The 24,762-nt window shown below is 72.5% G+C and carries 23 protein-coding genes and 1 tRNA gene; 15 read left to right on the plus strand and 9 right to left on the minus strand.

Annotation, left to right across the window (positions count from 1 at the left end; translation table 11 throughout):
- Positions 1-71 precede the first annotated feature (71 nt).
- The gene (locus tag ACYVID_RS04905) at positions 72-719 is read left to right on the plus strand and encodes a response regulator transcription factor (RefSeq protein ID WP_460734987.1); all 648 of its coding nucleotides are present in this window, start codon (positions 72-74) and stop codon (positions 717-719) included.
- Between the two features lie 134 nt (positions 720-853).
- On the opposite strand, the gene ACYVID_RS04910 is transcribed toward ACYVID_RS04905, so the two are convergent.
- A tRNA-Lys gene (locus ACYVID_RS04910) sits at positions 854-926 on the minus strand.
- Positions 927-1,263: 337 nt separating this feature from the next.
- Between ACYVID_RS04910 and ACYVID_RS04915 the strand changes: the two genes are divergently transcribed.
- From ACYVID_RS04915 to ACYVID_RS04935, 5 genes are all read left to right on the plus strand, one after another.
- Entirely contained in the window at positions 1,264-1,467 is a 204-nt protein-coding gene (locus ACYVID_RS04915) for a cold-shock protein (RefSeq protein ID WP_300640371.1), read from the plus strand.
- 260 nt (positions 1,468-1,727) lie between these two features.
- Positions 1,728-1,922, plus strand: coding sequence for a hypothetical protein (locus tag ACYVID_RS04920; RefSeq protein WP_300640375.1), 195 nt, complete (start codon positions 1,728-1,730; stop codon positions 1,920-1,922).
- A 58-nt stretch (positions 1,923-1,980) separates the two neighbouring features.
- Complete coding sequence (locus tag ACYVID_RS04925) at positions 1,981-2,280, plus strand: metal-sensitive transcriptional regulator (protein WP_300640378.1); 300 nt, start codon at positions 1,981-1,983, stop codon at positions 2,278-2,280.
- A 24-nt stretch (positions 2,281-2,304) separates the two neighbouring features.
- Positions 2,305-2,511 (plus strand): heavy-metal-associated domain-containing protein, encoded by a 207-nt coding sequence (locus ACYVID_RS04930; protein ID WP_460734991.1) that lies wholly within the window; start codon positions 2,305-2,307, stop codon positions 2,509-2,511.
- 53 nt (positions 2,512-2,564) lie between these two features.
- Positions 2,565-4,769: a heavy metal translocating P-type ATPase gene (locus ACYVID_RS04935; RefSeq protein WP_460735088.1), complete on the plus strand. Its 2,205-nt coding sequence runs from the start codon at positions 2,565-2,567 to the stop codon at positions 4,767-4,769.
- A 178-nt stretch (positions 4,770-4,947) separates the two neighbouring features.
- On the opposite strand, the gene ACYVID_RS04940 is transcribed toward ACYVID_RS04935, so the two are convergent.
- A complete protein-coding gene (locus tag ACYVID_RS04940) occupies positions 4,948-5,991 on the minus strand; it encodes a hypothetical protein (RefSeq protein ID WP_460734993.1) in 1,044 nt (347 codons plus the stop codon).
- A gap of 47 nt (positions 5,992-6,038) precedes the next feature.
- On the opposite strand from ACYVID_RS04940, the gene ACYVID_RS04945 reads away from it, so the two are divergent.
- The 6 genes from ACYVID_RS04945 (at position 6,039) to ACYVID_RS04970 (ending at position 12,573) form a co-directional block, all read left to right on the plus strand.
- Entirely contained in the window at positions 6,039-6,923 is an 885-nt protein-coding gene (locus tag ACYVID_RS04945) for an NUDIX hydrolase (protein WP_460734995.1), read from the plus strand.
- Positions 6,924-7,125: 202 nt separating this feature from the next.
- Entirely contained in the window at positions 7,126-8,244 is a 1,119-nt protein-coding gene (locus ACYVID_RS04950; RefSeq protein WP_460734998.1) for a phosphate ABC transporter substrate-binding protein PstS, read from the plus strand.
- A 136-nt stretch (positions 8,245-8,380) separates the two neighbouring features.
- A complete protein-coding gene (gene pstC / locus ACYVID_RS04955; RefSeq protein WP_460735000.1) occupies positions 8,381-9,334 on the plus strand; it encodes a phosphate ABC transporter permease subunit PstC in 954 nt (317 codons plus the stop codon).
- 9 nt (positions 9,335-9,343) lie between these two features.
- Positions 9,344-10,441, plus strand: coding sequence for a phosphate ABC transporter permease PstA (gene pstA, locus ACYVID_RS04960; RefSeq protein ID WP_460735002.1), 1,098 nt, complete (start codon positions 9,344-9,346; stop codon positions 10,439-10,441).
- 47 nt (positions 10,442-10,488) lie between these two features.
- Positions 10,489-11,268 carry a phosphate ABC transporter ATP-binding protein PstB gene (gene pstB / locus ACYVID_RS04965; protein WP_460735004.1) on the plus strand — a complete coding sequence of 260 codons (780 nt, stop codon included), beginning with the start codon at positions 10,489-10,491 and terminating at the stop codon, positions 11,266-11,268.
- Positions 11,269-11,829: 561 nt separating this feature from the next.
- A complete protein-coding gene (locus tag ACYVID_RS04970) occupies positions 11,830-12,573 on the plus strand; it encodes a hypothetical protein (RefSeq protein WP_460735006.1) in 744 nt (247 codons plus the stop codon).
- A 119-nt stretch (positions 12,574-12,692) separates the two neighbouring features.
- Here ACYVID_RS04970 and ACYVID_RS04975 read toward each other — a convergent pair whose 3' ends face one another.
- From ACYVID_RS04975 to ACYVID_RS04985, 3 genes are all read right to left on the minus strand, one after another.
- Complete coding sequence (locus ACYVID_RS04975; protein ID WP_460735008.1) at positions 12,693-13,694, minus strand: inorganic phosphate transporter; 1,002 nt, start codon at positions 13,692-13,694, stop codon at positions 12,693-12,695.
- Between the two features lie 2 nt (positions 13,695-13,696).
- Positions 13,697-14,314: a DUF47 domain-containing protein gene (locus ACYVID_RS04980; protein ID WP_460735011.1), complete on the minus strand. Its 618-nt coding sequence runs from the start codon at positions 14,312-14,314 to the stop codon at positions 13,697-13,699.
- Between the two features lie 122 nt (positions 14,315-14,436).
- Entirely contained in the window at positions 14,437-16,605 is a 2,169-nt protein-coding gene (locus tag ACYVID_RS04985) for an RNA degradosome polyphosphate kinase (protein WP_460735013.1), read from the minus strand.
- Positions 16,606-16,724: 119 nt separating this feature from the next.
- Here ACYVID_RS04985 and ACYVID_RS04990 point away from each other — a divergent pair, with 119 nt between their 5' ends.
- The gene (locus ACYVID_RS04990) at positions 16,725-17,771 is read left to right on the plus strand and encodes an alpha/beta hydrolase (RefSeq protein ID WP_460735015.1); all 1,047 of its coding nucleotides are present in this window, start codon (positions 16,725-16,727) and stop codon (positions 17,769-17,771) included.
- Between the two features lie 91 nt (positions 17,772-17,862).
- On the opposite strand, the gene ACYVID_RS04995 is transcribed toward ACYVID_RS04990, so the two are convergent.
- Both ACYVID_RS04995 and ACYVID_RS05000 read right to left on the minus strand, forming a co-directional pair.
- Positions 17,863-20,733, minus strand: a complete 2,871-nt coding sequence (locus ACYVID_RS04995) for a coiled-coil domain-containing protein (RefSeq protein WP_460735017.1) — start codon at positions 20,731-20,733, stop codon at positions 17,863-17,865.
- 160 nt (positions 20,734-20,893) lie between these two features.
- On the minus strand, positions 20,894-21,256 hold the full coding sequence (locus tag ACYVID_RS05000; protein ID WP_300642645.1) for a DsrE family protein: 363 nt from the start codon (positions 21,254-21,256) through the stop codon (positions 20,894-20,896).
- A gap of 48 nt (positions 21,257-21,304) precedes the next feature.
- On the opposite strand from ACYVID_RS05000, the gene ACYVID_RS05005 reads away from it, so the two are divergent.
- Together ACYVID_RS05005 and ygfZ are read left to right on the plus strand one after the other, a co-directional pair.
- Complete coding sequence (locus ACYVID_RS05005) at positions 21,305-21,799, plus strand: heme-binding beta-barrel domain-containing protein (RefSeq protein ID WP_300642647.1); 495 nt, start codon at positions 21,305-21,307, stop codon at positions 21,797-21,799.
- A 1-nt stretch (position 21,800) separates the two neighbouring features.
- Entirely contained in the window at positions 21,801-22,769 is a 969-nt protein-coding gene (gene ygfZ, locus ACYVID_RS05010; protein ID WP_460735020.1) for a CAF17-like 4Fe-4S cluster assembly/insertion protein YgfZ, read from the plus strand.
- A 116-nt stretch (positions 22,770-22,885) separates the two neighbouring features.
- Here ygfZ and mshD read toward each other — a convergent pair whose 3' ends face one another.
- Positions 22,886-23,764 (minus strand): mycothiol synthase, encoded by an 879-nt coding sequence (mshD, locus tag ACYVID_RS05015; protein WP_460735022.1) that lies wholly within the window; start codon positions 23,762-23,764, stop codon positions 22,886-22,888.
- A 171-nt stretch (positions 23,765-23,935) separates the two neighbouring features.
- Positions 23,936-24,676: a response regulator transcription factor gene (locus ACYVID_RS05020; RefSeq protein WP_460735024.1), complete on the minus strand. Its 741-nt coding sequence runs from the start codon at positions 24,674-24,676 to the stop codon at positions 23,936-23,938.
- Positions 24,677-24,762 lie beyond the last annotated feature (86 nt).

Here is a 24,762-nt window from a genome sequence, read left to right on the forward strand (position 1 = left end):
CTGGGTGACTGACCCCGTATTAACGCTGTTCTGACCGGGCTTATCGGCAGATGCACGGCTACGTTCGAAGGGTGAGTGGCTCGAGACCCGTGCGTGTCGCCCTCATCGACAACTTCGAGGTGTCGGTGGCGGGCCTGCGCAGCCTGCTCGCACCCTTCGGTGGTCGGGTCGCCCTCCTGGACCTCGGTACGGCGATGACCAAGCCGTCCTCGGTCGACGTGATCCTCTACGAGCCGGTCCGCCAGACCCCGACCTCGCAGGGCATGCTCCGCGACCTCGTGCGTGCCTCGCAGAAGTCCGCGGTCGTCTACTCCTGGCGTGACCGCGACGGTGACTCCACCGGCTCCTTCGCCGCCCACCTGTCCAAGGCCCTGCCGGCCTCCGACCTGGTGTCGGCGATCGAGGCCCTGGCCGACGGTGGCGACGTCTCCCCGATGCGGCGGATGCCGAGCGACCACGGTCCGCTCAACGTCATCAAGAGGACCCGGCAGCGCGACTACGAGCTCACCCCCCGCGAGGCCGAGATCCTCTCGCTGGTCACGCAGGGCCTCACCAACGCCGAGATCGGCGCGCAGCTCTACCTGTCGATCAACTCGGTCAAGACCTACATCCGGGCGGCCTACCGCAAGATCGAGGTCACCCGCCGCGCCCAGGCCGTCGCCTGGGGCATGGAGCACGGGCTCGCGCCCCTCGCGGAGTCCGACGTCACCGGCGGCTGAACGCATCGCCGGCCGACCGGCGGGAGCGCCCCGGACGTCGCGACTGGATTCCGCATGACGTCCCCGGCCCCGGGTCGGCCGGCACGACAGGTGCGCCTGCGCTGGGCGAGCGACAGCGGCCGTGAGGAGATCGGTAGGCCCCGTGGGACTCGAACCCACAACCAAGAGATTAAAAGTCTCCTGCTCTGCCCATTGAGCTAGGGGCCCGGGGCGGCCACGGGCCGCTCCGTGGTCAGCCTAGACGGGGTGCGCCGCGGGCCACCGCGCCGGGCGCGGCGCGGGTCACGCGGGTGACACGAGATCTTCACCCCGGCGCAGCGAAATTCACCCGCCGGTCCTCTTGGCGCGGACCGCGGAACCGGTAATGTCGTGCTCGCAGCAGATGCAAGTTCCAGCTGGTAGACGCCCGCGGAGTTTGTGATCCAACGGCGTTCCTTCGTGTTTTCCGGTCCCAGACCACTGCAAGTCGGAGCGACGTGTCACCGCATGTGTTGTGGGCCGTCGAGGTGGCGGCTCCCGCCCCGACAAAGGAGTAACGAGCACCATGGCTCAGGGCACCGTGAAGTGGTTCAACGCCGAGAAGGGCTTCGGCTTCATCGCGCAGGAGGACGGCGGCGACGACGTCTTCGTGCACTACTCGGCGATCCAGACCCAGGGCTACAAGTCCCTGGATGAGAACCAGAAGGTCGAGTTCGACGTCACGTCGGGCCCGAAGGGTCCGCAGGCGGAGAACGTCCGCCCGATCTGACCTGAGGTCGCTCACCCTCGGGTGACGCACCACGCGCGGGGCCCCAGCCGGTCGGCTGGGGCCCCGCGTCGCGTCCCGGCCCCGTCCGCGGCGTACGCCGGTGGACGGCGAGGTCGACGGCCGTGGCTCCGTGCGCGACCTTCGCGGACCGGGGTGGTCCGTACCTCCTGGTAGTCCGTCTGGGTGGTTGCAGGGCCCCGGACGGATCACTTTGCCTATGCCGTGTTTGGCCGGGTGGTGGCTCGGGCAGTCTGGTGCCGATGGACGTCCAGAAGTTAGGTGAGGGCCGGGTGCACGACCAGTTCGACGTGTCTCTCGAGGACGCCGACCTGCTCGGCGAGGTCGAGCTGACCACCAACCTCATCATCGCTGCCTCCGAGTGCGACGAGCACCTGAGCCAGGCGGAGATCGACTCCATCCTCGGCGTCGTCCCGCAGCCGCGCACCGAGGCCTGACCGCTCCGAGCCGGTCGGGCCGTCCGCGGCTTGCGTGAATACCATAGGGGGGTACCCTATGAGTGTGAGCGAGCACCAGCACGGCTACATCCAGCGCAAGGACGACTACCTCAAGCGCCTGCGCCGCATCGAGGGCCAGGCCCGCGGCCTGCAGCGGATGGTCGAGGAGGAGCAGTACTGCATCGATATCCTCACCCAGGTCTCGGCGATGACGAAGGCGCTGCACGCCGTCTCGCTGGGGCTGCTGGAGGAGCACCTGGGGCACTGCGTGGTGCAGGCCGCCCGCTCCTCCGACGAGGAGGCCGAGCAGAAGGTGACCGAGGCCATGGACGCCGTCGCGCGCCTGGTCCGGTCCTGACGACGTACGACGAGGGGAACTCTCATGAGCAACACCAGCACCTGGACCGTCACCGGGATGACCTGCGGCCACTGCGTCGCCTCGGTCACCGAGGAGCTGCAGGAGGTCGACGGCGTGCAGGACGTCGCCGTCACCCTGGAGACCGGTGAGGTCGTCGTCACGAGCGCCGAGCCGCTGACCCGGGAGGCCGTCGAGGCCGCGGTCACCGAGGCCGGCTACCAGCTGGCCTGATCCCCGTGGCCACCGACACCCGGACCGGCGCTGACACCGGCGCGGTCCCCGACCTGCTCTCCGACCAGGTCCGCCAGGTCGACCTCCAGGTCACGGGCATGACCTGCGCCTCCTGCGCGAACCGGATCGAGCGCAAGCTCAACAAGCTCGAGGGTGTGGAGGCGAGCGTCAACTACGCCACGGAGAAGGCGCACGTCGTCTACCCGGCCGCGCTCGCGACCGACGTGCTGCTGGAGACCGTGGCCGCCGCCGGCTACTCGGCGGCGCTCCCGCGGCCCGCCTCCCAGGTCGACGACGGCCCGGACGAGACCGCTGCGCTGCGGGTGCGGCTGGTCGCGGCCGCCGTGCTGTCGGTGCCGGTGATCGCGATGGCGATGGTGCCGGCCCTGCAGGTCTACGCCTGGCAGTGGTGGTCCCTGGCCCTGGCGACCCCCGTTGCCACCTGGGCGGCCTGGCCGTTCCACCGCGCCGCGTGGACCAACCTGCGCCATGGCGCCGTCACGATGGACACGCTCGTCTCGCTGGGTGTGACCGCGGCGTACTCCTGGTCGGTCGCGGCGCTCACGATCGGCGACGCGGGCCACCTCGGCATGACCCACGGCTTCTCCTGGACCGCCGAGCGCGGCGACGGGCTGTCGCTGGTCTACCTCGAGGTCGCGGCCGGCGTGACGACCTTCCTGCTCGCCGGCAGGTACGCCGAGAAGCGGGCGAAGCGCCGGGCCGGCGCCGCCCTGCGGGCCCTGCTCGCGCTGTCGGCCTCCGAGGCCACCGTCCTGCGCGACGGCCGTGAGGTGCGCGTGGGCGCCGAGGAGCTCGGCGTGGGCGAGCTGCTCGTGGTGCGGCCCGGGGAGCGGGTCGCCGCCGACGGGGTCGTGGAGTCCGGCGCCTCGGGCGTGGACGCCTCGATGCTCACCGGCGAACCCGTCCCGGTCGACGTCGGTCCCGGCGACGAGGTGAGCGGAGGGTGCCTGAACACCTCCGGACGCCTGCTCGTGCGCACCACCCGGGTCGGCTCCGACACCGCGCTCGCACAGATGGCACGCCTGGTCGAGGAGGCCCAGCAGGGCAAGGCGGAGGTCCAGCGGCTGGCCGACCGGGTCTCCTCGGTCTTCGTGCCGGTCGTGGTCGGGCTCGCGCTGCTGACCGTCGTCGGCTGGCTGGTCGCCGGCGAGGGCTGGACCGTCGCGCTGTCGGCGGCGGTCTCGGTGCTGGTGATCGCGTGCCCCTGCGCGCTCGGTCTGGCCACCCCGACGGCCCTCATGGTCGGGACCGGCCGCGGGGCGCAGCTGGGCATCCTGATCCGCGGGCCGGAGGTGCTCGAGCAGACCCGGCGCGTCGACACCGTCGTGCTCGACAAGACCGGCACCGTGACCACGGGCGTGATGAGCCTGGTCGACGTCGTGCCCGTCGGGGCGGCCGAGGACGACGTACGCCGGATCGCGGCGGCGCTGGAGTCGGCGTCCGAGCACCCGGTCGCCCGCGCGGTGGCCGCCGGCTGGCCTGGAGAGCGGCCCGAGGTCACCGGCTTCGCCAACCACGAGGGGCTGGGGGTCACGGGCACGGTCGAGGGGCGGGCGGTCGTCGTCGGCAAGCCGGCCCTGCTGGAGCAGCGCGGCCTGGTCGTCGGCGAGGCCGCGGCGGACGCGATCGAGGACGCGCGGGTCGGGGGCGGCACGGCCGTGCTGGTCGGCTGGGACGGCGAGGCGCGGGGCGTGCTCGTCGTCGCCGACACCGTGAAGGAGACCTCCGCGGAGGCCGTCGAGCGGCTGCGGGCGCTGGGGCTGGAGCCGGTGCTGCTGACCGGCGACCACGAGCGGGCCGCGCGCGCGGTGGCCGCCGCGGTGAGCATCGACCGGGTCGTGGCCGACGTGCTGCCCGGCGACAAGCTCGCCGAGGTCCGCCGGCTGCAGGCGGAGGGCCGGGTCGTGGCGATGGTCGGCGACGGGGTCAACGACGCCGCCGCCCTGGCCGCCGCCGACCTGGGCATCGCGCTCGGCACCGGCACGGACGTGGCGATGGAGGCCTCGGACCTCACGCTGGTCTCCGGCGACCTGCGGGTCGCGGCCGACGCCGTTCGCCTGTCGCGCCGCACGCTCGGCACGATCCGGGCCAACCTGTTCTGGGCCTTCGCCTACAACGTGGCCGCGATCCCGGTCGCCGTCGCCGGGCTGCTCAGCCCGATGATCGCCGGCGGTGCCATGGCGCTCTCCTCGCTCGTGGTCGTCGGCAACAGCCTGCGGCTGCGGGGGTTCCGCTGAGGGTCGGCGGGCGGGGGAGGGTCCGACGTCGCGAGATTTGTCGGGTAGCCGACGAACCTTCCGGGTGCCCCGGGGGTTGTGGTCGATACCCGGCAGCTCGACGACGAAGTTCTGTCGTGGGATGGCCGGGTTTGTCGGGTAGCCGACAAACCCGGCCGCAACGCCATCAGCGAGGGCCTCAGCAAGACGCGAACAGCACCGGCCCCGAGGACAGGTCGGACAGCACGTACGCCCCGTCGACCGGGTCGAGCGCGAGCCGCACGAGCGACCCCTCGGCGCTCACCTCGTCGACGGTGAACCGGTCGCCGAACTCCCCGCCCTGGCCCGGCGCGGGGCCGGCGGCGAGGACGGCCCGGGTGTCGGCGTTGGTCCGGGCCTGCTCGTCGTTCTCGAAGCCGAGCAGCACCTCGACGGCGCCGCCGGGCAGCACCGCCATGGCGAAGCCGGTGACCGGGTTGAGCTCTCCGGCGCGCGCGACCAGCTCGTCGGCGGTCGCCTGGTCGGACTCGTCGGCCTGGCCCATCGCCAGCGACTCGCAGGCCTGGTCGGCGGTGTAGACCACGGCCGCGGTGGGCGGCTCCGAGACGGCGGAGACGACCTGCTCGACGCCCTCGGTCGGCTCGGCGTCCTCGGCGAGCACCTGCTCCAGGAAGGGCTGGCGGTCGCTGGCCCGCACGAGTCCGGCCTCGGCGTCGACGGCGACGAACTGCAGCGTCGGGGTGCCGACCAGCCCGGTCTGCGCGGAGAGCCGCGCCAGCAGCTCGGCGCCTCCGACCCACACGCCGCCCTCCTCGGCCGGGGCCTGGTAGCCCAGGGCGGCGAGGCGGTCGGTGACGGTCTCGGGGTCCACGCCGCCGAGAGCCACGATCTCGACCGCTCCCTGGGGCGACTGCGCCAGCAGCTCCCAGGCGACCGTGGCGGGGGACCAGCCGAACTGCGCCGAGAGCAGCGGCGCGGACTCCACCAGCCCGGAGGCCGCGGTGAGGTCGGCGTCGAAACCCTCGTCGAGGAGCGCCTGCAGCTCGTCCTCGGAGGCGCCGAGCCCGAGCTCGTCGCGCACCGCGGCCCAGTCGGTGAAGGTGTAGCGCTGGGCGTCGGCCGGGGCGAGGGCGACCGCCTGCTCCAGCGGGGACCCGGGGCCCTGGAGCAGGCGGGCCGCGACCAGCCCACCGACGACCAGCACGAGCGCCACGGCGGACGTGATGAGGATGCGGCTGCGCATGAGGGTCGGTTTTCTCCTGCCTCGGGGACGGGTGTGAGACTACGGGCATGGCCTCGCAGCCCCGTCGCCTCGCGGACGTCGTCGCCGCCGGTGCCGTGGTCTTCCGCCCCGGGCGCGAGGTGCTGCTGGTGCACCGCAGCAAGTACGACGACTGGTCCTTCCCCAAGGGCAAGCTCGACCCCCGGGAGCACGCCACCACCGCCGCGGTGCGCGAGGTGATGGAGGAGACCGGGCTGCACGTGCGCCTGGGGCCGCCGCTGACGACCATGCGCTACGAGAACGCCGGGCGGATGAAGACCGTCCACTACTGGCAGGGTCGCGTGGTCGGGGACGACGACGTGACGGCGTACGAGCCCAACGCGGAGATCGACCGGGTCGCCTGGGTGCCGGCCGCGGAGGCGACGGGCCTGCTGAGCTATGCCCGGGACCGGGCGCTGCTCGAGGACGCGCTCACCCTCCGCAAGCCCACGCAGGCGCTGGTGGTCCTGCGCCACGGCCAGGCCCGCTCCCGCAAGGCCTGGCGCGGCGAGGACCGCGCCCGCCCGCTGCTGCGCTCGGGCATGGACCAGGCCTTCCGCCTGGTGCCGGTGCTGGCGGCGTACGACGTCGAGCGGGTCGTCAGCTCGGGCGCGACGCGCTGCGACGACACCGTGGGGCCGTACGTCGAGACCGTCGGCCTGGACCTGGAGGTGCGCCCCGAGCTGTCCGAGGAGGGCAACGACCCGACCCGGGTGACGCGCACCGTCCGACGCCTGGCCGAGGCCGTGCAGGCCGACGGCGGGGGAGCGGTGCTGTGCAGCCACCGACCCGTGCTGCCGGGCGTCTTCGCGGCCCTCGGGCTCCCGGACCCGGGGTTGGACCCGGGCGAGCTGGTCGTGGTGCACCTGCGCAAGGGCCGGGTCGTGGCCACCGAGCAGCACCTGGTCGGCTGACCCACCGGACGCACGAGCCGTCAAGACCCGGAGGGCGCTCCCGGGGCGAGTTCACGTGACGTACGTCTCGACCTCGGTGCCGCGTCATCGAACGTGTCGGCCGGGTTCACCCCGCGTTCACCGACGGCCACGGAGCCGGTCACCTGGCCTGCTTAGCGTCGCCGCCGACACCCCCACGAACATCCCTCAGGAGAACACTCTCGTGAAGACCCACACCATCCGTCGCGCGGTCCTCCCCGGCGTGGCCGCCCTCGCCCTGGCCCTCTCCGGCTGTGCCGCCTCCAACGAGGGTGGCGACGCCGAGGAGGCGAGCGGCGGCGTCGAGGCGGGCTCGCTGTCCGGTCAGTACACGATCGGCGGCGCCTCCTCGCAGGAGGCCGCCCAGCTGGCGTGGACCACCGGCTTCACCGAGGTCCAGCCCGACGTGACGATGACCTACGAGCCGGTCGGCTCCGGTGGCGGCCGCGAGAACTTCATCGCCGGCGGCTACATCGTCGCGGGCAGCGACTCCTACCTCACCGATGACGAGGGTGAGCTCACGGACGCCACCGAGCGGTGCGGCGGCGACGCCCCGATCCAGATCCCCAACTACGTCTCGCCGATCGCGGTCGTCTTCAACGTCGACGGCGTCGACGAGCTCAACCTGACCCCCGAGACCCTGGGCGCGATCTTCGCCGGTGACATCACCGAGTGGAACGACCCGGCCATCGCGGAGACCAATGCCGACGCCGACCTGCCGGACGCCCCGATCAACGCGGTGCACCGCTCCGACGAGTCCGGCACCACCGGCAACTTCACCAACTACCTCTCGGTGCGCACCCCGGACACCTGGTCCGCCGGCGAGGTCGAGACCTGGCCGAGCGAGTTCGGCGGCGAGGGCGCGCAGGGCACCTCGGGCGTCGTCTCGGCCGTGACCGACGGTCAGAACGCCATCGGTTACGCCGACGCCTCGCAGGCCGGCGACCTGGCCGTGGCCAACATCGGTGTCGGTGACGAGTTCGTCGGCCCCACCCCGGAGGCGGCCGCCAACATCCTCGAGGTCTCCCCGCAGGCCGACAACGCCGGGGAGCAGCAGCTCATCTTCGACCTCGACTACAACACCGAGGAGTCCGGCACCTACCCGATCGTGCTGACCAGCTACATGCTGGCCTGCCCGTCGTACGAGGACCAGGCCGAGGCCGACGTCGCCAAGGCGTACCTCTCCTACATCCTCAGCGACGAGGGTCAGGACTTCGCCGCCAGCGAGGCCGGCTCCGCGCCGCTGGCCGACAGCCTCCAGGAGGAGGCGCTGGCCATCGTCGAGACGATCTCGGCGGGCTGACGAAAGAGCGGCCGAGCCGCTAGCGTCGGAGGCCCCGGCCGCCCAGGTAGACACCTGGGACGGTCCGGGGCCTTCACCGCGACCACTGCACCGAGCACACCGCACCACATCCCCCACGGCAGCAGAGGGAGAACCCTTGTCCACGATCCAGGCCGACCCGGCCCCGCCGAGCGACCCGTTGCAGGAGGAGGGATCCACCGGCCGCGCCGGTGACTCGATCTTCCGCGGCCTCGCCACGGGCGCGGGGATGATCATCATGTTGGCCCTGGCCGGCGTCGCGATCTTCCTGGTGCTGCAGTCGATCCCGGCTCTCGGTGCGAGCGGCGAGCAGGCGTACGGCGCGGACAACATCGTCGTCTACATCTGGCCGCTGCTGTTCGGCACCGTCCTGGCGGCCGTCATCGCCCTGGTGATCGCCGCGCCGCTGTCCATCGGTGTGGCGCTGGTGATCAGCCACTACGCCCCGCGGCGCATCGCCCGGCTCCTGGGCTACATCATCGACCTGCTCGCGGCCGTGCCCAGCGTCGTCTACGGCCTCTGGGGCCGCGAGACGTTGCAGGGCTGGGTCTTCCCGATCTACGACTGGTTGCACGACAACCTGGGCTTCCTGCCGTTCTTCGAGGGCCCGGTCACCACCGGCCGCACGATCCTCACCGCCGGTGTCGTCCTCGCGGTGATGGCGCTGCCGATCATCACGGCGCTGTGCCGCGAGGTCTTCCTGCAGACCCCCGTGATGCACCAGGAGGCCGCCCTCGCGCTCGGCGCCACCCGGTGGGAGATGATCCGGATGGCGGTCTTCCCCTACGCCCGCTCCGGCATCACGTCGGCGGTCATGCTCGGCCTGGGCCGTGCGCTCGGCGAGACGATGGCCGTGGCGCTCGTGCTCTCCGCGTCGGGGATCGTGACCTTCAACCTCATCTCCTCGCAGAACCCCTCGACCATCGCTGCCAACATCGCCCTCAACTACGCCAACGCCTCCGGCACCAAGGTCAACGTCCTGATCGCCGGCGGTCTGGTGCTGTTCCTGGTGACCTTCGCCGTCAACTTCCTGGGCCGCTACCTCGCGGCCCGGGGCCGGGCGAAGGCCTGAGGAGGAGTCATGACCGACACGTTGCACGAGCCCTTCCACACCGACCCCAGCACCGACCTCAGCACCCACGTCCCGCTGACCAAGCCGCAGCTGCCGTCGATCGCGACCGCCCTGGCCGCGGCGGTCTCCTGGGGCCTGGCCGGGCTGCCGGCCCTCCTGCTGTCCTGGCCGATCGCAGGCTGGGTGGTGGTCGGCTGGATCCTGTTCGTCCTCGCGCTGCCCACCTGGTCCGGCCTCATCGAGGGCGGTCGCAAGGCGGTGGACCGCCTGGTCACGATCCTGGTGTGGAGCACCTTCGCGCTGGCGATGCTGCCGCTCGTCGCCGTCATCTACACCGTCGTCGAGCGGGGCGCCGGGGCGCTGTCGGTGGAGTTCTTCACCGCCTCCCAGCAGGGCGTCCTCGGTGAGGGCGGCGGCATCTACCACGCGATCATGGGCACCCTGATCATCACGGTGATCGCGTCGGTGATCTCGATCCCCATCGGGATCATGGCGGCGGTCTACCTCGTGGAGTACGGGAAGAACAACCGGCTCTCGCGGACGCTGACCTTCCTGGTCGACGTCATGACCGGTATCCCCTCGATCGTGGCCGGCCTCTTCGCGCTCGCGCTCTTCACGCTGCTGCTCGGGCCCCTGCCGCGCATCGCCATCGGCGGTTCGATCGCCCTGTCGGTGCTGATGATCCCGATCGTGGTGCGCTCCACCGAGGAGATGCTGAAGCTGGTGCCGGAGGAGCTGCGCGAGGGCGCGCTCGCGCTCGGCGTACCCAAGTGGCGCACCATCACCAAGGTCGTGCTGCCCACCGCGCTCGGCGGCATCGTCACTGGCGCCACCCTGGCGGTGGCACGGGTCGCGGGCGAGACCGCGCCGCTGCTGCTCATCGCCGGCACCCTGCGCGGCACGAACTTCAACCCCTTCGACGGCGCCATGCAGACCCTGCCGGTGCTGATCTTCGGCGAGGCGACCCGCGGCGGGCTCGCCGAGTACGTCCCGTTCCAGATCGAGCGTGCCTGGGGTGCCGCGCTCGTCCTGATCATGATCGTGATGCTGCTGAACCTGCTGGCCCGCGTGGTCGGCAGCCTCTTCAGCCCCAAGACCGGTCGCTGAGACCGCACCGACCACCAGCGACCAGACAGCGCAAGGAGCTACCACCCATGGCGAAGAGCATCGACGTCTCCGACCTGAACATCTACTACGGCGACTTCCTGGCCGTCTCCGGGGTCAACATGACCGTGAAGGCACGCCAGGTCACCGCGTTCATCGGACCGTCGGGCTGCGGCAAGTCCACCGTGCTGCGGACCCTGAACCGCATGCACGAGGTCATCCCCGGGGCGCGGGTGGAGGGGAAGGTCGTCGTCGACGGCCAGTCGCTCTACGACCCCTCGGTGGACCCCGTGGCCGTGCGTCGGCAGATCGGCATGGTCTTCCAGCGGCCCAACCCGTTCCCGACGATGTCGATCTACGACAACGTCCTGGCCGGCAACAAGCTCAACGCCCGCAAGATGAAGAAGTCCGAGGCCGACGACATCGTCGAGCGCTCCCTCAGGGGCGCCAACCTGTGGAACGAGGTCAAGGACCGGCTCTCGAAGCCGGGCATGGGTCTCTCCGGCGGTCAGCAGCAGCGCCTGTGCATCGCCCGCGCCATCGCCGTGCGCCCGCAGGTCCTGCTGATGGACGAGCCGTGCTCCGCGCTCGACCCGATCTCGACGTCGGCGATCGAGGACCTCATCCACGAGCTGAAGTCCGAGTACACGATCGTCATCGTCACCCACAACATGCAGCAGGCCGCCCGGGTCTCCGACGACACCGGGTTCTTCAACCTCAAGGCCACCGGTGAGCCGGGCCAGCTCGTGGAGTTCAACCCGACCAAGAAGATGTTCACCAACCCCGACAACGAGGCGACCGAGGCGTACATCTCGGGTCGGTTCGGCTGAGGCTGGGGCGGGGGCGGGGTACTCCGAATCAAGATTGATCCTCAGCGCCAGCTGAGCATCAATGCTGATTCGGACTAACGCAGATCCGGCAGGTTGTGCGTCTCGACCGACCCACCAACGGCCCACAGGCGGACGGCTGGAGCGGCTTGTCCCCAGCGGCCGGCTCGGCCGCGCTCAGGGGCGGCTGTACGAGGCACCGTCCTCGGCATGAGGACTTCCAGCACCCGCACGAGCACCCCGACCAACATCACCTCGGGTCGACCGCGACCTGCACCGTGGCACACAGCGCGCCCGGGGCTGGAGAAGGCCCTCCGTATCGACCCTCTCGGCCGCGACGGGCCGACCAGGGGGCAGGTGCGCAGCGGGAGGTGGCGGGCCGTCGCGCCGGGTTGGTTCAGGCCAGCCGGCGGGCCAGCCACGGTGGAGCAGCGCATCGTCGAGGCGTCGTACCGTGCACCGGCGGACGGTGGTGTGACGGGATGGGCTGCCCTCCGCTGGCTCGGCGGGCGCTGGTTCGAGGGCGCGGCGGCTGACGGTGCACCCCTACCTGTTCCCGTCACCATGCTGGGAGCGTGCCGCAGCAGCACGCCCGGCGTCGTGCACACCAAGGAGCGCCTCACGCCGGCGGAGCTGGTGACCGTCGATGACCTGAGGATCACGACTGCTGTGAGGTCGGTCCTCTTCGAGATGCGCCACGCCCCGACGCTGCTGTCCGCGCTCACGCACCTCGACATGGCCTGCTACAACGACCTCGTCTCCGTCGCTGAGGTGACCGCGTGGCTCGAGGCGAACAAGGGATGGACCGGGATCCAGCAGGTACGCGACGCAGTGGCGCTGGCCGACGAAAATGCATGGTCACCGGCCGAGGTCGCGATGCGGTGGCTCTGGACGCGCATCGGCGGGCTGGGTCCCGTGCTGTGCAACGTCCCCGTCTTCGACCTCCACGGCCGCTTTCTGTTCACGACCGACCTGCTGGACCCGGTCGTGGGGGTGGTCGGCGAGCACCAGGGTCCCCACCACTTCGAGCGTGACCAACGTCGTCGGGACATCGCCAGGGAGACGTTGATGCGTGATCTGGGCCTGGAGTACGTCGAGCGCGTCGCTGGCGAGGACCCGACCAGGTTCCTCATCCGGCTGCGCTCGGCGTACGCCCGCGCCGCACGTCAGCCCGCCGACGTCCGTCAGTGGACGCTCGAGCCGCCGAAGGACTGGGTCCCCACCAACACCGTCGAACAGCGACGCGCGCTCACTCCGCACCAGCGGCGGGCGCTGCTGGCCCATCGCCAGATGAGTCGGGCCGCGTGACGTCGGGGTCTGCCAGGATCCGTCATGCCGGAGCCGGGCTACTCCGAATCAGATCTGATCCTCAGCGCGCGCAGTGCATCAGATCTGATTCGGACTACCCCCAACGCCGGCCCCCGCCATCACGGCAGCTGGAACACATACCGACACGCGAGATACGTCAACGCCGCCATCCCGCCGGCCATGGGGAAGGTGAGGACCCAGGCAGCGACGATCGAGCGGGCGACACCCCACCGCACGGCGGAGAAGCGCTTGGTCGCGCCCGCGCCCATGACGGCGGAGGTGATGGTGTGGGTGGTGGAGATCGGCGCCTCGAAGACGTACGCCGTGGTGTAGAGCACCGACGCGGCCACCGACTCCGAGGCGAACCCGCGCGCGGGGTCGAGGTGGATGATGCGACGACCGAGGGTCCGCATGATCCGCCAGCCGCCGGCCCAGGTGCCGAGCGAGATGGCGGCTGCGGCGGAGAAGATCACCCAGAACGGCAGCGGGTCGCCGGGCTGGACGTAGTTGCCGGCCAGCAGCGCCAGGAAGATCACGCCCATCGTCTTCTGGGCGTCCTGGAGGCCGTGACCCAGCGCCATCGCGGCGGCCGACACGGTCTGGGCGAGCTTGAAGCCGCGCTGCGCCTTGGCCGGGTGCGAGCGTCGGAACCCCCACATGATCGCGAGCATCACCCCGAAGCCGAGGGAGAAGGCGACCAGCGGCGAGAGCAGCATGGGGATGACGACCTTGGAGACCACGACGTCCCAGTTGGCGGTGGCGCCGGCCGCGACCGCTGCCCCCACGAGACCGCCGATGAGGGCGTGGGAGGAGGAGGACGGCAGGCCGAACCACCACGTGATGAGGTTCCACGCGATGGCGCCCACCAGGCCGGCGAGCACGATCACCAGGGCGTGCGACCCCGTCCCGGGGTCGATGGTGTCCGAGACCGTGGTGGCGACTTTCTGCCCGAGGAAGGCGCCGATGAAGTTCATGATGGCCGCCATGGCCAGCGCCACCCGGGGCGTCAGGGCGCGCGTCGAGACCGAGGTCGCGATCGCGTTGGCGGCGTCGTGGAAGCCGTTGGTGTAGTCGAAGACGAGAGCGACGACGACGACGGCGACGATGATCGCCAGCTCCACGCTCAGGACTCCTTGACGGCGATCTGCTCGACCGTGTTCGCGACCCGCTCGAAGGCGTCGATCGCGCTCTCGAGGGTCTCGGTGATGTCCTTGAGCTTGAGGACCTCCATCGCCTTGTACTCACCGGAGAACAGGTCGGCCAGGATGCGGCGGTGGTTCTTGTCGCCGGCGTTCTCGAGCCGGTTGATCTCGATCCAGTACTCCGAGAGCTCGCTCATCGACCGCAGCCGCGGCATCGCCTCGGCGGTGATCTCGGCGCAGCGATGGATCAGCTCGACCTGCCCCGACAGCGCCTCGGGCATGGTCTTGACCTCGTAGAGCAGGACCATGTCGACGACCTCGTCCATCATGTCCATCACGTCGTCGAGGCCGGAGGCCAGCGCGTAGATGTCCTCGCGGTCGAAGGGCGTGATGAAGGTCGAGTTCACCTTCTTGACGATGTCGTGCGTCGTCTCGTCGGCGGCGTGCTCGGCGTCGCGCATCCGCTGGGCCACGCTCTCGTGGTCCGCGCCGACGGTGAACATCTCCGCCAGCAGACCGGCACCTGTGACCAGGTGCGCGGCGGACTCGGAGAACATGTCGTAGAAGGCGTGCTCGACTGGTCGGAAGCGCAGACCCACGGGGGACCTCTTCAGCTCGGACGACAGGACCGCCCGACAGACTAGGGCCCAGGTGACCGTCGCGTGAAAGTCAGGCGTCCGGGAGGTGGATCACAGGGGTCCGGACGTCGGCGCCGGGCCCCTCAGGAGCCGGTACGCCGCCGCCGCTGCCGCTCGATCAGCTCCTCCTGCAGGTGCACCTCGCCGGCGTTGCGGTGCCAGGTGCCGTCCGGGTCGAGGACCCAGGCGCTGGTCCGGTCGTCGAAGGCCAGGTCGAGCAGCTCGCCGACCTCGGCGACCGACTCGGTCGCGGGCAGCCGCACCAGCACCTCGACGCGTCGGTCCAGGTTGCGGTGCATCATGTCGGCCGAGCCGATCCACGCTTGCGGCTCCCCGCCGTTCTCGAACCAGAAGATCCGGCTGTGCTCGAGGAAGCGCCCGAGGATCGAACGGACCCGGATGTTCTCCGAGAGCCCGGGCACCCCCGGGCGCAGGGCGCAGATGCCGCGGACCAGCAGCTCGACCGGCACGCCCTCGCGCGAGGCGAGGTAGAGGGCGTCGATGACGGTCTCGTCGACGACGGAGTTGGCCTTGAGCCGGATCCGCGCGGGCCGCCCTGCTCGGTGGTGGGCGATCTCCTCGTGGACGGCCTCGACCAGCCCGGAACGCACCGAGTCGGGGGCGACCAGGAGCTCGGCGTACGAGGCGTTGCGCGACCAGCCGGAGAGGTTGTTGAAGAGGTGGGCGACGTCCTCGGTGACCCGCTCGTCGGTGGTGATGAGGCCGAGGTCCTCGTACATCCGGGAGGTCTTGGGGTTGTAGTTGCCGGTGCCGATGTGGGCGTAGCGGCGGATCCCGCCCTGGTAGGCGCCCTCGTCGCGGACCACCATGGCGAGCTTGCAGTGGGTCTTGAGCCCCACCACGCCGTACACGACGTGGCAGCCGGCCTGCTCCAGCTTGCGCGCCCAGCGGATGTTGGCCTGCTCGTCGAAGCGGGCCTTGATCTCGACGATCACCAGCACCTGCTTGCCGGCCTCGGCGGCGTCGATGAGGGCGTCGATGATCGGGGAGTCGCCGGAGGTGCGGTAGAGGGTCTGCTTGATCGCCAGCACGTGCGGGTCGGCGGCAGCCTGCTCGATGAAGCGCTGCACCGAGGTGGCGAAGGAGTCGTAGGGGTGGTGCAGCAGCACGTCGTGGCGGCGGGCCGCCTTGAAGACGTCGACCGGCGCGGACGACTCGACCTCGGCGAGGCGGTGGTGGGTGGTGGGGACGAACGCGGGGTACTTCAGCTCCTCGCGACCGATGTCGGCGATCGAGTGCAGCCCGCGCAGGTCCAGCGGGCCGGGGAGGCGGTAGACCTCCTCGTCGCTGACCCCGAGCTCGCTGACCAGCAGCTCGAGCACCGCGGCGTCGATGTGCTCCTCGACCTCCAGGCGCACCGGCGGGCCGAAGCGGCGGCGCAGCAGCTCCTTCTCCAGCGCGGCGAGCAGGTTCTCGGCGTCGTCCTCCTCGACCTCGAGGTCCTCGTTGCGGGTGACGCGGAAGGAGTGCACCTGGAGGATCTCCATGCCGGGGAAGAGCCGGTTGAGGTGCTCGGCGATGACGTCCTCGAGCGGCACGAACCGGTGGCCGCCGAGCGCGACGAACCGGCTGAAGATCGGCGGCACCTTCACGCGGGCGAAGTGCTGCTTCTCGGTCTTGGGGTTCTTCAGCAGCACCGCGAGGTTGAGCGAGAGCCCCGAGATGTAGGGGAAGGGGTGCGCGGGGTCGACGGCCAGCGGGGTGAGGACCGGGAAGATCCGCTCCTTGAACATCCGCTTGCACTGCTTCTGCTCGTCGCGGTCCAGGTCGGTCCACCGCACGATCTCGATGTCCTCGGCCTTCAGCGCGGGCACGATCTCGTCGCGGAAGAGCCGGGCGTGGCGCTGGCTGAGCTCACCGGTGGTGGTGAGGATCTGCTCCAGCACCTCCCGCGGCATCAGGCCGCTCGCAGCCTTCACCGCGACCCCGGCAGCGATCCGCCGCTTCAGACCGGCCACCCGCACCATGAAGAACTCGTCGAGGTTGCTGGTGAAGATCGCCAGGAACCGCACCCGGTCCAGCAGCGGGAGGCCCGGGTCCTCGGCCAGCTCCAGCACCCGCTGGTTGAACCGCAGCCACGAGACCTCGCGGTCCAGGAACCGGTCCTCGAACTCCTCGACCTCGGCCAGCGCCTCGTGGTCGGCCACGTAGGGCGGCTCGACGTCGAACGACTCCTCGGGCGCGCCGTCGGGATTGCTCTCCTCGCGGGTCGGGACGATCTCGGCGGACATGGCCCGAGTCTCCCACCGCTCGGTGAACGGCGGGTGTCACCCGACGGGGTCCACCCGCGACGGACGCCGCCCCACGAGACCCGTCCCACGGCGTACGACGGCGGGCTACTGTCCCGGACGTGAGCGCCCTCGCCCGAGTCCGCGACGCCGTCGAGCGTCGCCTCCTCGTCACCACCCTCGGCCTGCCCGAGCCGGTCCAGCGCCGCCTGGCAGGTGCACCGGTCGTGCTCGACGGCCAGCAGCTGGCCACTGACACCCAGCTGCTGCTGCGGCTGAAGAAGGTCGCCCGGATCCCTCCCGCGGAGTCCCTGCCGCTGGAAGAGGCCCGGGTCGCGACCCGGCACGAGGCGGGGATGGCCGGCGGCGACCAGCCGATCGGCGAGGTCCGCGACCTGACCGCGGCCGGCATGCCGGCGCGGCTCTACGTGCCGACCTCCAGTGCCGGTGGCGAGCCGCTGCTGGTCTTCTTCCACGGCGGCGGGTTCTACGTCGGCGACCTCGACACCCACGACGCACCGTGCCGCGTCCTGGCCGAGCGTGCCCGGGTGCGGGTGCTCGCGGTGGACTACCGGCTCGCCCCGGAGCACCCGTTCCCCGCGGCGCACGACGACGCGGAGGCGGCGTACCACTGGGCCTGCGATCACGCGCGCGAGCTCGGTGCGGACCCCGACCGGATCGGTGTCGGTGGCGACTCCGCGGGCGGCAACCTCGCCGCCGCGACCGCCATCCACGCCGCGCGCACCGGGCTGCCGTGCCGCCTGCAGCTGCTGGTCTACCCGGCCACCGACAGCGCCCGTGACGAGGACCCGGACAACCGGTCGCTGCACCTGTTCCGCGAGGGCTTCTACCTCTCGAAGGCCTACATGGACCGCGCCAACGAGGCCTACGTCGGGCCCGGCACCGACCTGCGCGACCCGCGGCTGTCCCCGGCGTACGCCGACCTCCCCGAGGGCCTGGCCCCCGCCTACCTCTGCACCGCCGGCTTCGACCCGCTGCGCGACGAGGGCGAGCACTACGCGCGGTTGCTGGAGAAGGCCGGCGTGCCCGTGACGATGCGCCGCTTCGAGGACGCCATCCACGGGTTCTTCAACGTCACCGGCGCCGGCCGCTCGGCGCCTGCCGCCGTGGCCGAGGTCGTCGAGGCGGTCCGGGCCGGGCTGCACTGAGTCCGGGGGCCGACCGGGGTACTCCGAATCGATATTGATGCTCGGCGCGCGCTGAGTATCAATAATGATGCGGACTACCCCGCGACCCGCCTCAGAGCCCCGGGCGCCACCGGCGCAACTCCCGCAGGAACGCCTCGGGCTCGACCATGGAGGCATCGACCACCACCGGCGGCAGAGCCCGGCGCAGGAACCGCACCTGCCAGCCGCGCTGCCCCGGCTCGCCCACGACCTCGAGGTCGGTGCCGGTGTCGTAGACGTCGAAGCGGTGGTGGGTCTCCCCGGAGCGGATGTCGACGACGCCGTGGTCGTCGATCATGACGTGCGCCGTCGTACGCCGGGAGCGGGCCGCCACGAACAGCAGCAGCAGCGTGAGCAGCAGCAGGCCGCCGCCCACCCGCGCTCCTCCCAGACCGGCCGCGAGCAACCCGCCGCCGGCCAGGGCGGCGACGACGGCCAAGCCGCCCGCGACCAGGGGCACCCGGTGCGGGGGAGCGGCCACGGCGACCGGACCGGTCGGGGCGGGCGCAGGCGCGACGGCGGAAGCAGCCCCGGACGCTGGTGCTGACGCTGACGTGGCGGCGGCCGGGTGGGACACCGGGGCCGACGCCGGAACCGACGTCGGGGGGTCCGACGCCAGCTCAGCAGTGATCCGCGGGATCGACCCCGTGGTCGCGCCGAGGGAGAACCGCTTGTGCCTCCCCGTCCCCTCGAGCAGCTCCTCGCGCGCCTCGGCGAGCGCGACGGCGAGCTCGGTGGCGCGCCGCTCGGCCTCGAGCCGGGCCGCGATCTCGGCCTCGGCGATCTCGGCCTGGTGGCGCACGGACGCCTCGACCGACTGCCGGTCGATGCCACGCTGGCTGGCGGCCTCCTCGGCGTCCGCACGGGCGGTGATCGCCTCCACCAGCTTCGCCTCGGCGGCCTCGCGGGCGGCGACCTGCTCCGCGAGCCCCGCCAGCACCTCCTGGGTACGACGCTCCGCAGCCTCGCGCTCGGCGACCGCCTCCGCAGCCAGTCGGGCGTGCTCCTGGGCGTCGGCCTCGGCGACGGCGCGAGCCTCCAGGGCCTCGGCGACGGCCTGCTCGGCGGCGGTCCGGGCGGCGACGGCCTCCTCCGCGAGCCGGGTCTGCTCGGCGGCGAGCGCCTCGGCGGCGGTGCGGCCCTCGAGGGCGACCCGTAGGGCCTCCTCGGCAGCGAGCGTGGCCGCGTGGGCCTCGGCCACGGCTGCGGCCTGGGTGGCGGTCGCCTGTGCGGCCTCCTCCGCGGCGACCCGGGCCGCCTGCTCGGCCTGCTCGCGCAGCGCCTGGGCCTCCCCGGCGTGCAGGGCGGCGGCACGCGCCGCCTCCTCGGCCTCGCTGCGAGCGGTGTGCGCGGCCAGCGCCACCTGGGTCTGCTCGGTGACGGCCTGCTCGGCGGCGAGCCTGGCCGCCTCGGCCTCCGCCATCGCCGCACGGGCTCGCTCCTCGGCCTCCTCGGCGAGCACGCGGGCACGCTCCTCGGCGGCCACGGAGGTCGCCTGCGCCTCGGCGAGGGCGGTCCGGGCCTGTTCCTCCGCTGCCGCCAGGGCCGCGCGGGACTGCTCCTCGGCGGCGGCCAGCGCAGCCTGCACCCGTTCCTCGGCCGCGACGGTGGCGGCCCGCGCCTCCTCGGCCGCGGCCAGGGCACGGGCGTCGGAGGCCTCCATCGCCAGTCGTGACTGCTCCTCACCGGTGGCGAGCGCAGCGTGCACCCGCTCCTCGGCGGCGGTGGTGGCAGCGCGGGCCTCCTCGACCGCCACCCGGGCGGCCTCCTCGGCGGCGGCGCGGGCCTCGGCGTGCTCGGCGGCGACCCGGTCGGCCTCGGCACGTGCCTCGGCGGAGGCGGCGGCGGCCTGCTCGGCGGCCTCGCGGGCGGCGTGCGCGGCGGCAGCGGTCTCCTGGGCGGTGCTCGCGGACTGCTCGGCCTCACGCCGATCGGCCTGGGCCAGCTCGGCGAACTCGCCGACCAGCCGCGCCGCCTCCTCGGCCGCCTCCCGGGCGGCCTGGGCCTCGGTGGCGGTGCTCGCGGCGACCGCGGCGGCCTGCTCGGCCTCGGTGCGGGCGCGGTGCGCCTCGGTGGCCGTGACGACCGCGGCAGCCGCGGCCTCCTCGGCGGCGGCGCGGGCCTCGGCGTGCTCGGCGGCGACCCGGTCGGCCTCGGCGCGGGCCTCGGCGGCGGCGGCAGCCGCCTGCTCGGCGGTCTCCCGGGCAGCGTGCGCGGCGGTGGCGGCCTCGAGTGCGGTGCGCGCGTCGTGCTCGGCGTTCTCACGGTCGGAGTGGGCGTGGGTGGCGGCCTCCGCGTGGGCGCGGGTCGCCTCCTCGGCGGCGGTACGCGCCTGCTGCGCAGCCTCCGCCTCCTCGGTGCGGGCCCGGGCGGCCTCCTCGGCAGCCGTCCGTGCAGCGTGCGCCTCCTCGGCGGCGGTGGCCGCCTCCGCGGCCAGCACCTCGGCGGCCTCGCGGGCATTGGCCGCCGCCGCGGCGCTGGTGTCCGCGGCCGCGCGACGACGCGCCTGCTCGGCCGCGAGCTCCTGGGCGTCCACGGCGAGGGTCTCGGCGGCCTCGCGCGCGGCGTACGCCTCGGTCAGCGCGGACTCCGCCGCCTCCCGCGCGGCCAGCGCCTCGGCCAGCGCCGTCTCCGCAGACTCCCGGGCGGCGAGCGCCTCGGCGAGCCGGTCCTCGGCCTCGGCCAGCCGGGCGTCGGACTCGCTACGACCCTGCAGTGCCTCGGCGGCCTGCTCCTCGGCGATGATCCGGACGGCGGCCTGCTCGGAGGCCGCCTTCTCGGCCGCGGCCCGCAGCGCCGCGAACCGCTCCGCGGCCGCGGTCTGCTCGGCCACCCGGGCCTCGAGCTCCTCGACCGTCGGGCCGGTGTCCTTGCGGCGCAGCCAACGGCGGCCGGCTTCCCCGCCAGTGGGGGAGTCGGTCGGCGGCACGTCGGGGGAGGTCATCGCGGGCAGCAGCCTACTCAGGTGCAGCCCTCTCACGGGGGACGGAAACCGCTCGTCGAAAGACAGACCGAACACGTCGGCCAGCCAGCGGTCCCCGCGGAGCGGGCGCGCCGCAGGGCCCGTTCGGTCTGCGTTGTGACGAACCTCCCCGCCCGAACGGCTAGTAGACGAGCGCCTGCGCCCCCTCGGCGAGGACCTCCTCGGCGAAGGTCGCGGCCCCCGCGACCCGCACGCCCTCGCGCACGTCGGCCTCACCGATCCCGCGCCGAGCGGCGCACTGGGTGCACAGGGTGACGGTGCCGGTGGCGAGGACCACGCCCAACAGGTCCTCGACCGGGGTCGCGTGCTCGAGCCCGAGGTCGGCGCCGCGGCCGGGGACCGCCCACCAGGACGCCTCGCCGGTCAGCCACAGCGACACCTGGGCGCCCGCCGCCGCGGCCGAGGCCGCCACCGTGAACGCCTGGCTCGCCCGCTCGGGCGCGTCCTCCGCGCAGGTCACCTTCACCACGAGTGTCCGGGTCACGTCCCCCACCCTAGGTCGGCGGGCGCGCCGCCCGCGTACGGTGGAGGGGTGGCGTTCGAGCTCCCCCCCAACCTGCACCCGAACTGTGGTCCCGTCGCCTGGCTGCTCGGCAGCTGGATCGGCAACGGCCACGGCGACTACCCGACGATCGAGCCGTTTCAGTACGGCCAGGAGATCGTCTTCCAGCAGGACGGTCGCCCCTTCTTCCACTACTTCGCGCGGTCCTGGGTGATCGACGAGAACGGCGAGAAGGTGCGCGACGCCGCCCAGGAGACCGGCTTCCTGCGCTGCCCCGAGCCCGGCAAGGTCGAGATGGTGCTCGCGCACAACATCGGCTTTTCCGAGATCTGGTACGGCGAGGCCGCCGACGGCAAGCTCGAGCTGCGCACCGCCGGTGTCGGCTACACCGAGACCGCCAAGGAGGTCACCTCCGGGCACCGGCTCTACGGCAACGTCGAGGGCGACCTGCTCTACGCCTACGACATGGGGGCGGTCGGCGAGGACCTCCAGCCGCACCTGTGGGCGCGGCTCAAGCGGGGCTGACGTGCGCTCCCCACTGCCCAGCCCACTGTTGAGTCTCCCCGGCGCGGTCGCCGGCGACGGCGTCGACGCCCCGGTCGCCGCGCACTACGGCTCCTTCAACGCCGAGCAGCGCACCCTGGAGTCCGGTGCCGGCTTCGTCGACCTCTCCCACCGCGACGTGGTGCGGATCAGCGGCCCCGACCGGCTGACCTGGCTGCACTCGCTCACCACCCAGCACTTCCTGGCGCTGCAGCCGCGGGAGTGGACCAGCGCGCTGATCCTGTCGCCGCAGGGGCACGTCGAGCACGCGATGACCGGGTACGACGACGGGGAGTCGTTCTGGGCGCACACCGAGCCCGGCGCGTCCGGGTCGATGCTGGAGTTCCTGCAGCGGATGGTCTTCATGACCCGCGTCGAGCTCGCCGACGTCACCGACGACTGGGCCGTCGCCTGGCGCGGCCGCAGCGACGGCCCGACGTACGACCTCGTGCCGCGCGGCGAGCTCATGGCGTACGCCGATGCGGCCGGCCCCGCCTGCGGGATGTGGGCCTTCGAGGCGCTGCGCATCGCGCGCGGCGAGCCGCGGCACCTGGTCGACACCGACGAGCGGACGATCCCCAACGAGGTCGGCTGGGTCGGGCCGGCCGTGCACCTCGACAAGGGCTGCTACCGCGGGCAGGAGACCGTCGCGCGGGTCCACACCCTCGGCCGGCCGCCGCGCCGGCTGACCCTGCTGCACCTCGACGGCACCGAGAACCGCCTCCCCACGCGCGGCGCCGAGCTGCTCCTGGGTGGGGGCGGCTCGACGAAGGCCGTCGGGTTCGTGGGCTCCTCGGCCCGCCACCACGAGCTCGGCCCGATCGCCCTGGCGATGGTCAAGCGCAACGTCCCGCTCGAGGTGACCCTCGAGGTCGACGGGATGCCCGCCACGCAGGAGGTCGTCGTCGACCCCGAGGTCGGCCTGCACGTGCGCCCGAACCTCAAGGGCTGACCGACGTCAAGGGTCGGCCAGCGCAGGTGGTCGAGCAGCCCGAGCGTCAGCGAGGGCGTCGTCGAGACCGCGTGAGCGACACGTGGGCCTGAGCCGACGCGCAGTCCGCCTCCGGCTCAGCCCCGCCGGTACATCACGTGCGTGTCCCGGGGGTCGTGGGTGAACCCCAGCTTGTCGCGGTACACCCGGATTGCCGCGGCGTTGTCGGACTCGACGTAGAGGATCACCTCGCGCACCCCGCGCGCGTGCAGGTGGTGCAGGCCGGCGAGCGTCAGCAGCCGCCCGAGGCCCAGTCCCTGCAACTCGGGGGAGATGGCGACGACGTACACCTCGCCGGTGTCGCGCTCGGCGACCTTGGTCCAGTGGAAGCCGAGCATCCGGCCCTCGGTGGGGGAGCCGGGTCGGTGGTCGATGGCCACGAGCAGGCCCTCGGGCCGGAACCACGACTCCGCACAGCGCTCCGCGAAGGCCTCCTCGTCCATCTGCCCCTGCTCGGGGTGGCTGGCGAAGGCGGCGGCGTTGAGCGCCAGCAGCTCGGCCGTCTCGGCCGGGTCCTCGGGACGGAAGCCGCGGACCTCGATCCCGTCCGGTACGCCGGAGCCGGGCGCGTCCAGCGGCTCGAGCTCGAGCGTGGCGGGCCGGCGCATCACCCACAGCTCGCGGACCGCTGCGAACCCGTGCCGTGCCGCCAACGCCCGCGCAGCCGGGTGGTCGGCGTGCGACCACGCCTCGAGCGGTCGGGGCGGGAAGACGTCACCCAGCAGGGCCTTGAGCAGCCCGCCCCCGACGCCGCTGCCGCGGTGCTCCGGGTCGACGCACAGGTGCACCTGGTCCTCGACGAGCAGGGCGAAACCCTCCGGCTGCACCCACCCGCGGATCCCCTCGGGACGGTTGCGGAGCTCGAGGAGCGTGGCCTCGTCGAGCGGGGCGGTGCCGTCGGCCTCCTCGGCCCGCGCCGCGGTGTGCAGGACCTGCCGGGTCTCCTCGGGAGTCACCTGCTCGAGGCTAGCCCGCCCCCGAGCAGCCGGCCCAGGGACCTCCGACTCGAGGTGCTGTGCCGCTCACTCGGCGCTGCTTCGACGGTGACTCGGCGCTGGTTCGAGCGTGACTCGTCGCCACCTCGACGGTGGGTCGGCACTCGTTCGAGGGGGACCCGACGCGCCGGCTCAGGCCTCGACCGCGTCCTCGTCCCGCGAGATCCGCGAGTCCGCGGCGGCCCGGTTCTCCTTGGCAGGCAGGACGAAGCGGTACCCGACGTTGCGCACGGTGCCGATGAGCGTCTCGTTCTCGGGGCCGAGCTTGGCGCGCAGGCGCCGCACGTGGACGTCCACGGTGCGGGTGCCGCCGAAGTAGTCGTAGCCCCAGACCTCCTGGAGCAGCTGCTGGCGGCTGAAGACCCGGCCCGGGTGCTGGGCGAGGAACTTCAGCAGCTCGAACTCCTTGAACGTCAGGTCCAGCGGTCGTCCGCTGACCTTCGCGGTGTACGTCGCCTCGTCGACGAGCACCTCCCCGGAGCGGATGAGGTGCGCGTCCGGGTCGGCGGCGTCGCGCTGGGCGGCGAGCCGGCCGATGGCCAGCTTGATCCGGGCCTCGAGCTCGGCCGGGCCGCACGTGTGGAGGACGACGTCGTCCATGCCCCAGTCGTGGGTGACCACGGACAGCCCGCCCTCGGTGACGACCAGGAGGACGGGGACGTCGGTGCCCGTCGTACGGATGAGGCGGCACAGGTCGCGTGCGTGCGCGAGGTCCTGGCGACCGTCGACGAGCAGCAGGTCGGAGTCGGGCGCCTCGAGCAGTGCGCTGCCCTCGGCGGGCAGGATCTTGACCTGGTGGCCGAGCAGCGCGAGGCCGGGGAGGACCTCGGCGGAGGGCTGCAGGGCGCTCGTCAGGAGCAGCAGGGTGCTCATGTGGTGGTCTCCTCCCGGGCGGGGGCGGGGACCGAAACGCGTCGTCGGGCTCCGGCCGGGTGCAGCTGCGTGCTTGGCTTACCTTA

Source organism: Nocardioides ginkgobilobae (assembly GCF_054781275.1).